Annotated in this window: 9 protein-coding genes; 4 read left to right on the top strand and 5 right to left on the bottom strand. The window is 44.9% G+C overall.

What is annotated here, in order from left to right:
* Positions 1-554 precede the first annotated feature (554 nt).
* Positions 555-1,511: an AEC family transporter gene (locus tag H9L11_RS12400; protein ID WP_025766898.1), complete on the top strand. Its 957-nt coding sequence runs from the start codon at positions 555-557 to the stop codon at positions 1,509-1,511.
* A 44-nt stretch (positions 1,512-1,555) separates the two neighbouring features.
* Here H9L11_RS12400 and H9L11_RS12395 read toward each other — a convergent pair whose 3' ends face one another.
* From H9L11_RS12395 to H9L11_RS12380, 4 genes are all read right to left on the bottom strand, one after another.
* Positions 1,556-2,011 (bottom strand): MarR family transcriptional regulator, encoded by a 456-nt coding sequence (locus tag H9L11_RS12395; RefSeq protein ID WP_017635039.1) that lies wholly within the window; start codon positions 2,009-2,011, stop codon positions 1,556-1,558.
* Between the two features lie 187 nt (positions 2,012-2,198).
* Positions 2,199-5,360, bottom strand: coding sequence for an efflux RND transporter permease subunit (locus tag H9L11_RS12390; RefSeq protein WP_005378264.1), 3,162 nt, complete (start codon positions 5,358-5,360; stop codon positions 2,199-2,201).
* A gap of 2 nt (positions 5,361-5,362) precedes the next feature.
* Entirely contained in the window at positions 5,363-6,502 is a 1,140-nt protein-coding gene (locus H9L11_RS12385) for an efflux RND transporter periplasmic adaptor subunit (RefSeq protein ID WP_064368016.1), read from the bottom strand.
* 466 nt (positions 6,503-6,968) lie between these two features.
* Positions 6,969-8,597, bottom strand: coding sequence for a methyl-accepting chemotaxis protein (locus H9L11_RS12380; protein WP_205390787.1), 1,629 nt, complete (start codon positions 8,595-8,597; stop codon positions 6,969-6,971).
* A 774-nt stretch (positions 8,598-9,371) separates the two neighbouring features.
* Between H9L11_RS12380 and H9L11_RS12375 the strand changes: the two genes are divergently transcribed.
* A complete protein-coding gene (locus H9L11_RS12375; protein WP_017820055.1) occupies positions 9,372-10,361 on the top strand; it encodes a Solitary outer membrane autotransporter beta-barrel domain in 990 nt (329 codons plus the stop codon).
* A 5-nt stretch (positions 10,362-10,366) separates the two neighbouring features.
* Here the strand turns inward: H9L11_RS12375 and H9L11_RS12370 are convergent, their stop codons facing one another.
* Positions 10,367-10,615, bottom strand: a complete 249-nt coding sequence (locus tag H9L11_RS12370; RefSeq protein WP_005378271.1) for a hypothetical protein — start codon at positions 10,613-10,615, stop codon at positions 10,367-10,369.
* 816 nt (positions 10,616-11,431) lie between these two features.
* Between H9L11_RS12370 and H9L11_RS12365 the strand changes: the two genes are divergently transcribed.
* Positions 11,432-12,763 (top strand): cytochrome ubiquinol oxidase subunit I, encoded by a 1,332-nt coding sequence (locus tag H9L11_RS12365; protein WP_005388402.1) that lies wholly within the window; start codon positions 11,432-11,434, stop codon positions 12,761-12,763.
* A gap of 2 nt (positions 12,764-12,765) precedes the next feature.
* Positions 12,766-13,758 carry a cytochrome d ubiquinol oxidase subunit II gene (locus H9L11_RS12360; RefSeq protein ID WP_205390786.1) on the top strand — a complete coding sequence of 331 codons (993 nt, stop codon included), beginning with the start codon at positions 12,766-12,768 and terminating at the stop codon, positions 13,756-13,758.
* Positions 13,759-13,952 lie beyond the last annotated feature (194 nt).

Genomic DNA, 13,952 nt, shown 5'->3' with positions numbered 1-13,952 from the left:
AAACACTCTTAGCTACCATCCAGCAGCTTAAGAATGTAAGTATTCCGCGCCGCTCTATTTAGAGCGCCACCAAGAGAAGGTTGTTAATGAAGGGCGAACGTGTATTTTCATGTTTTTTAAACTAACAGCACACACCGCAGAACTCAATCTGTTTTGTACTGAATTAGTGTGAGTGTTCCAACAGCCAATTAAGAGGATTACATTGGTAAAGACATCGCAATGACCAAAACCGCACCAAATACCGAACCAGAGACAAACGCACACAGTACAGTTTTGTTGTGTTTCCTTTTCATTGATGAACTCCTATCCATAACTACGATGACCAGCCCTCACATCTAATACGCATGTGGATGCATCACGACAACGAGTTAACCAACATATCGCACGTAGGACCAGTACCGCTTTGTTAAATTGGGACCTCGTCCATAACTTGGAGTGTAAATGACTCCGGAACCTACAACAGAAGAAAATTTCATCACGTTACTGTCCTACCCTCCGGGTTTGTGGCTTAATAGGCAGCAGGAACACTTTTTTCTTTTGCTGCGGATACTTACATGGAAGCTGTTTTACATCAGTTGCAATTCTCTTTGTCGATAACCGGACCTATCTGTTTGATGTTGGTACTTGGCGTTCTTTTTAAGCGCTTTGGTCTAATCAACGATAATTTTATCGAAGTAGGCTCTAAACTGGTGTTTCAAGTTACCTTGCCTGCAATGTTATTTGTCAGCATTGTGGCTTCAGAACACGACTTTTCCGCGGCAAGTGGATTCGTCAATTTCGGCGTCATCGCTAGTATTTCGTTTTTCATTTTCACCTACCTTTCCGTCAAACTTCTGTTCAAAGCATCGCCTGACCAAGGCGTTCTCATCCAAGGTGGGTTCCGAGCAAATACAGGTATTATTGGTATCGCTTACGTTGCCAATGCGTATGGTTCTCAAGGTGTGGCGCTAGCAGCGCTCTATGTCGCGGTCACCACATTTATTTATAACGTCCAAGCGGTAATTTGCTTATCGCCCAAGGGGGCAACGTCTGCCTCGCAAGCAGCAAAGATGATGGGCCGAACACTGACTAGGAATCCGCTCATAATCTCCATTGTTCTAGGAATGGCTTTTTATTTACTCGCTATTCCAGTACCGAATGTGGTTATTGACGCAGGAGACTACTTGTCCAAAATGACATTGCCTTTGGCGCTGTTGTGTACGGGTGGCTCACTTGACTTTAGCTTGATGAGAAAAGAGAAAGGTCCATCTTGGTTTGCGAGCAGTTACAAGCTCATCGTAGCGCCAGTCATCATCACCATGGGAGCTTACTTAGTAGGATTTCGAGGAATTGAGCTAGGTATTCTTTTCTTTATGAACGCCTCTCCAGTCGCTGCTGCCAGCTATGTCATGGCGCGTTCCATGGGAGGCAATGCCACGTTAGCTGCAAATATCATCGCACTCACTACGGTGCTTTCTACCGTGACCTGTACGTTGGGCATCCTATTTCTTAAGTTCTACAGCTTAATATAATTGGTCCGCGATAAAATAAAGACGCTAAACGGCATTGATGTAAGTTACTGGTCGTGATTCGCAAAAGTGAGCTTTCTTACCAGACGAAAAAATTCACTCGCTTCAGATTCCGACAAACAAGAAAAAAACTCTTTCTGTAAATTCGTCATGATTTGATGAACTTGCTTTAAAGCATTTGCTCCCTCTTTTGTCATGCTTAGCATTTTAAGGCGCTGATTCGATTTACTTTTAGAAACTTGAACAAACCCTCTCTTTTCCAGATTGTCCACCATCCGCTTTGCTACACTTCGCTCAGTTCGAACCGCATCAGCCAACGCTTGCTGGCTCATAGGTTGAAATTCTTCTAAAGCGGCCAGTGCACTTGCCATTTCTAGTGTCATCAAATTTTGCCGAGACAGCTCGGCTTGGGCACGATTGCGGTACATGCGCTGCATCACACCGCAGACAAACATAGGGCTTTGATCCAAAACGGAAATTGGGGAAATTTTCTGATCTTTCATCGTCGTTTTTCTTCTTTAGGCTTTCATTCGGCCGAAAAGGCTGTGCTGATACTGCACACAACACGCCGTCTTTCAGGCTCGCGTCATAGACGGTAACCACCAAGTGAAAACATAAAATAAAGAGCGCCGAAGCGCCCTTTAATCGTGTTTATTATCACTAGTATAACTCAGTTAAAACAAGCAAGTCCTACTCGCTTTGCTGAGTGGGTTTAGTGCTGGTCTCAGACAACTCTGCCTCCGACTCTTTTCTCGCACGTCGATCAAACAATCGCTCAACCACTACAAAGAAGATTGGGACGAAGAATATACCCAATATCGTGGCACTGATCATGCCACCAAGTACGCCGGTACCCACTGCGTTTTGACCTGCCGATCCCACACCTGAACTAATAGCTAGTGGTACCACACCCAAACCAAAAGCAAGCGATGTCATGATAATTGGGCGCAGACGAACGCGAACAGCATGTAAGGTTGCTTCGATAAGCCCAGCGCCTTTCTCGTAGTAGTCCTTTGCAAACTCAACAATCAGAATGGCGTTTTTGGTTGCCAAGCCGACCGTAGTTAATAAGCTCACCTGGAAGAACACATCGTTATCCATACTGCGCGTCATTACCGCAAGCACAGCACCAAGCACACCAAGAGGAACAACTAACACCACGGCGAAAGGTACTGACCAACTTTCATACAAAGCGGCAAGAACTAAGAATACGACGAGGATAGATAGCGCATATAGCATTGGCGCTTGGTTTCCGGAAAGGCGCTCTTCATACGAAATACCATTCCAGTTCACCGTGAAACCTTCTGGTAGCTTTTCTACCATTGCTTCAATTTCTTCCATGGCTTCACCAGTACTTACACCAGGAGCTGCACCGCCTTGAATATTCATTGCTGGCAAACCATCAAAGCGCTGCAAAAGAGGAGAACCATAGGTCCACTCGCCACTCGCAAAAGCAGAGAAAGGCACCATCTCTCCCTTAGCGTTGCGTACGTACCATGAATCGAAGTCTTTTGGCTGCATGCGGTATTCCGCATCACTTTGCACCATCACTTTCTTCACACGACCGCGGTCAATATAATCGTTAATGTAAGCCCCGCCCCATGCAGCTGACAGGATTTGGTTTACGTCATTGATACTGACATCCAAAGCACGAAGTTTGACGTGGTCAATGTTCACTTTGTACATTGGCGCATCTGCCTGACCGTTTGGACGAACACCGACAAGTTTCGGGTTTTGTGCTGCCATGCCCAGAAGTTGCCCTTGAGCCGCAACTAATGCATCGTGCCCTTTATTCAACGAGTCTTGGAGATAGAAATCGAAACCTGTCGAGTTACCTAGCTCTTGAATCGCTGGAGGGGCGAACGCAAACACCAAAGCTTCTTTAATGGTAGAGAAGTACCCCATCGCTCGGCCCGTAATGGAAGCCGCATCAGCGCCAGGCGCTTCACGCTCAGACCAATCTTTCAGGCCGATAAATGCCATCCCCATGTTTTGGCCTTGACCTGCGAAACTAAATCCAGCAACGGAGAAGACAGATTTTACATTGTCTTTTTCGTCTACTAGGTAAAAGTCACGCATTTTCTCAAGTGTTTTTTCCGTCTGTTCTTGTGTTGAGTTAGGCGGCAAAATAGCCATTGAGAATACTGTGCCTTGGTCTTCATCTGGCAAAAATGACGTTGGAAGGTTCATAAATAACCAGCCAGCACCTGCACTCATTGCCAAAAATACAACCAACATGCGACCTGTGCGTTTTAGAAGTTTGGCAACGCCGGTTTCATAGCCTGCTGTCATCGCATCAAACTTGCGGTTAAACCAGCCAAAGAAGCCTTTCTTCTCTAGAAGCTCAGCATCGCCTTTTTTCAGCAACGTAGCACACAATGCTGGAGTCAGAATTATCGCAACCAAAACGGAAAGCGTCATAGCCGCCACAATAGTTATTGAAAACTGACGGTAAATAACCCCGGTAGAACCAGACATAAACGCCATAGGGACGAATACCGCTGAAAGCGTCAAACCGACACCAATCAGGGCACCAGTAATCTGTCCCATCGATTTTTTGGTCGCTTCTTTGGGCTCTAAACCATCTTCATGCATCACACGCTCGACGTTTTCTACCACAACGATGGCATCATCCACCAGCAAACCGATAGCCAGAACCATCGCGAACATGGTTAACGTGTTTACGCTAAATCCAGTCGCGTACAAAATAGCGAAGGTTCCGAGCAATACGACAGGCACTGCGATCGTTGGAATGATCGTCGCACGGAAGTTCTGCAAGAACAGGTACATGATTAAGAACACAAGAAGAATGGCTTCTAATAGCGTTTTAACCACTTCTTGAATCGAGGCTTTGACGAATGGCGTTGTTTCAAATGGGTAAGCAATCTGCAACCCTTCTGGGAACGTTGCACTCAGTTGCTCTAAGCGCTCTTTTACCGCATTGGCGGTCTCAAGCGCGTTTGCGCCAGTACCTAATGAAATACCTAACCCCGATGCTGGGAAGCCATTATATTGGCCTCGAATATCATAACTTTCTGCACCACGCTCAACGCGAGCTACATCTTTCAAATAAACATTCGAACCACTGGCGTCGGACTTAAGAATGATGTCTTGGAACTCTTCTACACTGCTCAAACGACTTGCAGAAGAAATCGTAGCATTCAACAACTGACCTTCCTGCGCAGGTGCCGCACCCAGTTGACCTGAAGAAACTTGCGCGTTCTGTTCACTGATCGCGTTCGCTACATCGATTGCGGTCAAGTTGAACTGCGTAAGCTTAAAAGGGTCCAGCCAAACTCGCATTGCATACTGCGCACCAAACGCCTGCACTTGTCCTACGCCAGTTACACGACTTATCGGGTCTTGAATATTCGTTACAACAAAGTCGCCGATATCGTTTTCTGTAAAGTCAGGATCTTCAGAATAAACTGCGACAACCATGAGAAATGCCGTATTGGATTTATTGACGACAATACCTTGGTTTTGTACCTCCATCGGCAATGAAGTCAATGCCAATTGCAGTTTGTTCTGCACCTGTACTTGCGCGATATCAGGATCAGCTTCGCTATCAAACGTCAGGGTAATTGTCGCATTACCAAATGCATCACTGCTCGATGATAGGTAGCGAAGGTAATCTAATCCTGTCATGTTTTGCTCGATAACCTGCGTTACCGAGTCTTCAACGGTTTTTGCTGATGCACCTGGATAGCGAGCACTGATGGTGATCGTCGTCGGTGAAATCGTTGGGTATTGCGAGACGGGTAAATTGAATAATGACATTACCCCCGCCAACATCGTTAGAATCGCGAGAACCCAAGCAAATACCGGACGATCGATAAAAAATCGTGCCATGATTACTCCTGTTCACCGTTTTGGATAGTTACCGAACTGCCTGGCCCTACCTTTTGTAAACCGGCGGTAATGACTTTATCACCCGCGTTCAAACCATCAATAATGCGCCATTGGCTATTGATCGCTTCGGCAGTCTTCACTGGTTTCGCTTCCACTTTGTTCTCGCCATTAACCGTCATCACTGTCGCTTTACCTGTCGCATCACGAGATACCGTATTTTGTGGTATTAGAATCGCATCAGGGTCGACACCAGTAATGACCGTCGCACGAACAAACATTCCAGGTAGCAACAAACCGTCAGGGTTTGGGAATTCGGCACGAAGCGTCACGCTGCCCGTACTTTCGTTCACATTGACCTCAGTAAATTTCATTGTGCCTCTGTGTTCGTAAGTGCTGCCATCTTCAAGCATCAATGTAACTTGCGCAGAGTCATCTTCTTGCATATGGCCTTGGGAGAGTGATGCTTTCAAACGCAGCAGTTGCGCGGATGATTGCACAATATCAACATTGATAGGGTCAAGCTGCTGAATGGTCGCTAATTTGGCAGCTTGGTTAGCCGTAACCAACGCACCCGCTGTCACACTCGATTTACCGATCACCCCGCTAATCGGAGCTTTGACTTGCGTGTAATCTAAGTTGATTTTTGCTGTGTTGATCTTGGCTTTTGCAACTAGGACCTGCGCTTTCGCTTCTTTGTATGCCGCTTCTGCTTCATCCAAGTCTTGTTGGCTGATGGATTTTTTGGTGATCAAGGTTCTGTAACGCTTCACCGTGGCATAGGTCGACTCTGCCGCAGCTTGCGCACGGATTAATTCCGCTTCAGCGCTCAGCAAATCCGCCTGAAATGATGAATCATCAATTTGATATAGCGACTGTCCTTGTTCAACAAGGCCACCTTCAACAAAATTTCGCTCCGAAATAATGCCAGTGACTTGCGGACGAACTTCTGCTTCTTTGAATGCTCTGCTACGACCCGGCAGCTCTACTGTCAATGCTTGGCGCGTTGGCTGCACTGTTAAAACTTCTACTTCGGTTGCGGGCGCAGGACCACCACCTTGGCTCGATCCTTCTTCGCTAGGTTGACATCCAACCACAAAAAGGCTCGACGCAATCAGCAGAGATAGCGTGGTTTTACGTCTCATGAATTTTTCTCTCTTATCTACCGACAAGCCTTCAAGATTCCTTATTAAAAGCTTCTAGAATGACTTAATAATGACTAAAGGATGTATATCCAGAACAAATTAATTAGGATGATAAATACCCAGTGTTGTACATACAACAAAATTTACAGTTCTATACGCTTACGAAAAACGTTTATGGTAAAGGTGTTATGAAGTTCTCAAATTTGAAGATTTTGGGTTGGAAATCACATTTTCCTGTGTGCAATTGCAATGGTTAAAAAGCAGCAAAAGTGATGATAAAAGCATCATCACGCTGTACAGAGTTTGTGACCGCTGTCCAGGGTTATTTGCCCACTCTGGTATACGAACTAAAGTGAGAAAGGAACGTAAATATAGTCGAAATTTCACAGGTCAGGTTCGCCACTTATCTAAAAAATAACCCGCTAAGAAGCGGGTTATTTCGTCAGTGAGATTGCTGTTCTCAAGCTTATACTTTGAACTGACTGACCTGATGATCTAAACGTTGAGTTTGCTCTGACAACATGGCTAAAGAAGCTTGCGCTTGGTTTACGATTTCCACAATTGAAGTGCTACTGTCTGCAATGCCTTGTACGTTGCTATTTACTTCGTCACTTACTGTACTTTGCTGGCTCGCAGCCGTTGCAATGTGTGTATTCATCTCGTTCATACGTGAAATCGCGTTCAAGATTTCAGAAAGGGATTCACTCGCTCGGCCAGCGGACTTGATCGTTTCATCACTGCTATTTTGGCTACCGCGCATCACTTCTACAGCTTGTCCTGCACCAGATTGTAGCTTTTCAATCATGGTTTGGATTTCTCCCGTACTCTGTTGCGTACGACTGGCTAAAGAACGAACCTCGTCCGCTACGACAGCAAAGCCTCGCCCTTGCTCTCCAGCGCGAGCCGCTTCAATGGCTGCGTTAAGCGCTAATAAGTTTGTTTGCTCGGCAATACCACGAATTACATCCAGTACGGACGCAATGTTACTCACATCATGATCCAATGTGTTAATGACGTGGCTTGCGCTTTCGATTTCACTTGCGAGGCTACGAATTGAGCTAACCGTTTGATCCAAAATAACATTGGTATTGGTAAGTTCATCATTCGCTGTTTGGCTCGCAACCGCAGCTTCGTTAGCGCTATCGCTTACATTTCTGCTGGTGACTTGCATTTCATGCACTACCGCCTCGCTATCTTTTTGCTGAGAAACGGTCGAGTTCGCGATGGTCGTGGTCAACGAGCTAAGATTTGCCATTTCGTTACGTAAGGTATTTGAGCTTTCAATTACCTGAGCGACTGTCACTTGAATTTTGGACACAAACTGGTTAAATGCGTCTGCTAAATTGCCAATTTCGTCTTGTGTTTTTACATCGATTCGCTGACTTAGATCACCTTCACCGGACGCAATTTCTGTCATCGCATTTTTAATATCATTGATAGGCTTCACAACCGTTTGCAACAACAAAAACGCCATCGCAATAGCGGCCAGAATAACAATCACAATGCCCGCTTCAAGAATGAGTTCTGCTCTTGTTGCAGCCGCTGATATTTCGTCCTTCAATTGGCTTTGCTTTTCTTCTATTGCATCTTTTACAACGTTAAGCTGCGCTCTAACCTCGATAAATTGGTCTTCAAAGGTATGTTTGTGCTCATTGTAGTAACCACGCCATTGAGATTGAGGTAAACGTAGCATCGCCTCATAACTTGCTAACCATTTTTCACCCAAAGAGACAAGCGTTCGAACTTCATTACCATGTGTAGAAGGCGTCACACCGGCTTGCGATAGCTCAATCATTTGTTCCATACGCGGCAGCGCTTTGTATGCGTTGTCTTTGTATTCACCGATGTGGTGATCAATATCGGTTTGAGTATCAGAAAGAGCAACACCTTGGATTGCAGATGTAGCTTGGTAAAGATCGCGGTAAGCATCCTCAATCGTTAATAAGTTCGGCACGATCTGTTCGTTGAGTGTCTCACTCAATTCAGATTGCTTCCAACTTGTCATAACGTTTAATACAGAGCTCACAATAAACAATCCAATAATCAATGACAGCGGAATCACTATCTTCTGCTTGATCGTTAAGTTCTGGAACATGAATAGACTCTCTTTATTTATGGTATACAAACTGCCGGAAATTATATCAAACAAATAGAGTATACTATTAGGTAAAAGAGGCTATTCAACATGAAATCTAATGACTTTTTGACAAGGGTTCTAATTTCAACAATTAGTTGATTTTATACAAAATTTAACAAAGAGATCTTTTCAAAAGATGCAAATTAAAATGCTCTTTCAAAACGAAAAATATGTAACAGAAAGTGAATTAAAAGGGACCACATTTTGAAGAATAGATCGACTCAATGATTTACTGAGAACACATACAAAACACAGTTCTTGGATTGAGCACCACCGCGGAATATGCAAAGGTCCGAACATTTCTTCTAAAGCTCAAAAAAACCATTGTTTATCTGACGTATTTAAGGGTACTCCTTGATGATGTTAGTCGTGATGTTGGCAGACAGGATGCTTACAAGTTTTCGAAGTTAACCAGTAGCACAGTGAACGATTCAGATTTTCTTGAGCGCCAAGGCAATAAAAAAGTTTGCTATTTTCCTCTCAAGAGACGCATTAAAGAAAATAATGCAACCTAGTCACAAAGTCTTGCTACATCTTCAGAAAAGAATGATGTTGCTAAACAAATCTGGTGCAGCATACACATTGAAGCTAAACTCGTTTAAGGAACTTTTTCATATCAATATGAGAAAACATAGATTTCTCAAAGTTACACCGACCATTCAACGATTAAACTAATGTTAGCGTACCGGTACGTCCAAAAACTCCATGCATGAACCATTTGAAAGAGCCAAAATGTTCCAACCCAACTTCGCCTCAGTGGAGTGGCGAGTCGTTTCGCTCGCTCTCCTACTCTCTCTTCCTAACACAGCTCAAGCGGATCCACTAGATAAGGAAATTAGCAACCTTCTCCAACAACGTTTTTCTATCGCGGTTTTGCTGTCCGACACTGACGCAATTGCGTTTGGTATTGGCGACTTTGATCCGAATGCATTATTTGATACCGCCAACCCAGAGTTCGGGACTGACGAGTCAATCAATGAACGTCGAAGCAAATCCGTATATGTTCTCCCTTACACGACTAACTTTGACATAGAGGGCAGCGAGGACTTACATGAGCTGTCGTTTAAGGCATTTACGATACAAACAGAGAATGATCTCAAACTATTCGGCACAAGTAAGGATCTTCTCAAGGAAAGGACATACGGTGCATCGATTGGTTATGGGTATCTATACAAAGCAAGTGAAAACGTCACCCTTAGCACCAGAACGACGACTCACCTTATGCGTTATAAAAACTCATTCTCTACCGATAATAAACTTTCATCCATCATTGGAAGAATCCTAGACGGCCGTGCCGTTAACGTTTCAGCATGGGCGGCAATAGTTCAACCATCCATTAAAGCCAAATACACGTCTCCCACAATTTGGGGGAAATGGCATGCCAGTTCGACATTGAATTCATTCATTGGGCACAGCTGGGGAAGCGCAAATAACGGCAATATAGGCAACCCTAAAGGTTGGTACCTATCTAATGAAATCACCGGTTACTACAATATTTATCACGGTGAGCAGGCTTTATTTACCGGGATTAAAAGAGTCGACCTTTCGCATGATTTAAGCGATGAACTGGGAAGTCCGCATTACTACGAAGCTTCTATAGGATGGCTATTTTATGCACCAAAGCCCTTTGATTGGTTGGACAATTTCGGCATAGGCGTTAACTTCAACTACGGCTCGACTCTCAGAGGCGGCAGCATTCAGCTTTACTACAACAAACAATAAAGCCGTCAATACAGGAACCAGTTGGTAGCATATATAACAAGAAGAACGAGAAGACACAAAAGGAATGGCAGAGTTAGCGTCTTCGCAAACTTTTTCATGAGACTTGGGTTATCAAACACCACACCTTCCGCTTCTCTTACTCTTCGCTCTTCGTCAAAATGCCATTTAATGGCTAAGTAGGCTCCTATCCCTAATACAATAAGCTTAAAAGCTCCAGCAAAGTAAGGAAAGAAATTAGCCCAACTGTCATTCATTATCCATCTCCATCAAATTCAATATCAGCTTTGCGGTGGCAGAATCCAAAATTCATGTAGAATGCCCCCCTCAAAGTCAGACTCTCTGGCTAGCGCCAGTCTACTGCTCGAGATAGCTGTCCACAACTCTCTTTACCATATCGGCATCTATTAATTATTTAATAAATAATAAGAAAGACACTAGCACACTTGCTGAAAAGTAAGTGTCAGTTTGGATTGAAACTCATCAGAAATCGAAAATGGTCCGCAGTCGACTTGTTGATCTAGTGAAAGCCGAATTACCTAGCGCCAAATCGTTCGCTAGTATAAAAATGTAGCCTATCGCACTTCTGGTCGAGTGCTAACGAACTTATGATGCATATGTCATTAGCAGTGCAATTTTAAGTTTATCAATTAGCTAAAGTTTCCCACCTTAACTGCCAGTAAGTTTGCTGTGTTTGAGATGATCTCGACATGACTAGTGTATAAATAGTATAGAGGTTCAAAGTGAAGGCAAGGCAATTTTCCTTACTAAAAATATTGTTTTTGTAATTTTATTTCAGGATTATCGAAACCATCATAAGGATAATTCGAACTAATCTTAATCCATGCTCCTTCAGTTACATTTGCTTTCTTTTACTCACTTCTCGCGACTATTAGTGGCATTTTGAGACAATTTCCTACACTCCTTTCTTTCCCTTAGTTGATATAAATCATGGTTAGAAGAAAACAGAATCACCTGTATTTCTCGATACATGAATCCAAACTGCCCGACTTTTCGTAACTAAATTACAGATAGACACGATTTTTAGTATGGCACGTTTTTGAGGAACCAAGATGTTAGATACCCTCATGCTGTCGCGGATCCAGTTCGCGGCCAATATCAGCTTTCACATTCTCTTCCCGACCATCACCATCGCGTTGGCATGGATGTTGGTGTTTTTCAAGTGGCGATATAACCGCACCCAAGCCCCCGTATGGCTCGATGTTTATTACTTCTGGGTCAAGATATTCGCTCTTACTTTCGCCTTAGGTGTAGTATCCGGCATTACGATGAGTTTCCAGTTTGGTACCAACTGGCCAGGCTTTATGGAACGAGTCGGTAACGTAGCAGGACCATTGCTCGGATACGAAGTGATGACCGCCTTCTTTATGGAAGCCACCTTCCTTGGCGTGATGCTTTTTGGACGAGGACGAGTGCCGGAATGGGTTCATACTCTCGCCACCGTTCTGGTTGCTGTTGGGACAAGTATGTCCGCGTTTTGGATTCTAGTGCTTAACAGCTGGATGCACACACCAAGTGGCTATGAAGTGATTGACGGAATTGTACATGTAACCAGTTGGAAGGAAGTTATTTTCAATCCTTCTTTACCTTACCGTCTTCTGCACACGCTATTAGCATCGGCGCTGACTGCCAGCTTCTTGATTGCGGGTATCTCAGCTTATCAAATAATGAAAAAGCCAGATCACCGCTCAGCCAAACTTGGCCTAAAAGTCGCGCTGTTCGCGGCGGCTGGATTCATCCCAATTCAAATCTTTGTCGGTGACCTTCACGGGTTAAACACGCTTGAACATCAACCTGCAAAAATCGCAGCGATGGAAGGCGTGTGGGAGACCGAGCAAGGCGCGCCTCTTCTTCTGTTTGCGATGCCAAATGAAGAAACTCGCAGCAATGATTTTGAAGTGGGCATCCCAAAGCTGGCGAGTTTGATTCTTACGCATGACTTAGATGGGGAAATCCAAGGACTTAACGAGTTTGCACCTGACCACCCGCCAGTGAAGCCCTTGTTCTTTGGTTTCCGCGTGATGGTTGGTGTTGGTGTCCTTATGTTGCTTGTTAGCTGGTATGGCGCGGTGAAGCTAGCACGTAAAAAAGCGCTACCTAAACCTTACCTGTACACGGTATTAGCCATGACGTTCTCTGGTTGGATAGCCACACTGGCGGGTTGGTATGTTACTGAGATTGGTCGACAACCTTGGTTGGTCAGCGGTGTATTGCGAACATCCGAAGCCGTCACCACGGTTGCGAGCAGTAGCGTGATGACTTCGCTCATTATGTACTTAGCCATTTATGCTGCATTGCTGGTTGCGTACATCCATACCCTATTCTATTTGGCGCGCAAAGACGTTGCAGCCCATGAAGTCCCACTGACACAACAAGAGGCCTAATCATGCTCGACTATCTACCAGAAATTTATCTTCTGCTGCTTGGCTTCTCGGTCTTTATGTATGCCGTGCTCGACGGCTACGATCTTGGCGTCGGTACCCTTTTACCGAGTGATAATGAAGCGCAACGTGACCGAATGATAGCGTCTATCGGCCCTTTCTGGGATGCGAATGAAACGTGGTTGGTGTTAGCCGTCGGTATTCTGCTGATTGCCTTTCCTACTGCTCATAGCTTGATTTTGACGGAACTTTATATGCCGACCGCGATTATGCTTATCGCACTGATCATGCGTGGCGTGGCGTTCGACTTCCGAGCCAAAGCGAACTCGGATCATAAACCTCACTGGGATTGGTGCTTCAGAATTGGCTCGTTAGTCACCGCGCTAACCCAAGGCTACATGGTGGGTCGTTACATCATGGGATTTGAACAATCAACCGAAGCATTTGGCTTTGCTTGGTTAAGCGCACTTTGTGTAGCGGCGGCGTACGTTTACATCGGTGGCGCATGGTTAGTACTAAAAACGGAAGGTGATTTGCAAATACGCTCGGCCCGTTGGTCTCGCCGTGCTGGTTGGTTAGCAGCCTTAGGAATCTTGGTGGTTAGCGTTGTAAACCCAATTGTAAATCAACAAGTTGCCTTGCGTTGGTTCAGCTTCCCAGAAATCTTGTTGCTTGCCCCAGTTCCGTTAATTGTATTGGCAACCATCTTCCTAGTTGATCGCTATTTGCGTCAGGTTCCAATGGTGAATGATCTGGGTGTGCGCTGGCCTTTCTTTGGTGTCACTGTCATTTTCGCGTTGAGCTTTCTCGGGCTTGCGTATAGCTTCTTCCCAGAAGTTGTGCCGGGATTGATGACCGCACAACAAGCTGCCTCCTCGCCTGCGACGTTAATAATCGTGGGCTACGGTGTGATGATTGTTATGCCGGTGATATTGCTTTACACCTTTGTGGTATACCGGATCTTCAAAGGCAAAGCGACAGAACTTAGCTACAAGTAGGAAAGGGAATTCCTCAACAAAGCGCCGCTGCTCATGCGGCGTTTTTTTGCAGTACTCAACGACTAAAGTATCTACCCAAGGCGACTGAGTGGGAACGCTGAGAGAATGTAGCGGCAGCCAGTAGTTTGTTCCTAACTAGAACGAGATAACCGTTTCTCAACTATAGCGATACAGGCACAAAAACAGAAAGAATA

The organism is Vibrio sp. sp1, from assembly GCF_016920955.1.
Classification (GTDB): domain Bacteria; phylum Pseudomonadota; class Gammaproteobacteria; order Enterobacterales; family Vibrionaceae; genus Vibrio; species Vibrio alginolyticus.
This window is presented reverse-complemented; position numbering and strand designations above follow the sequence as displayed.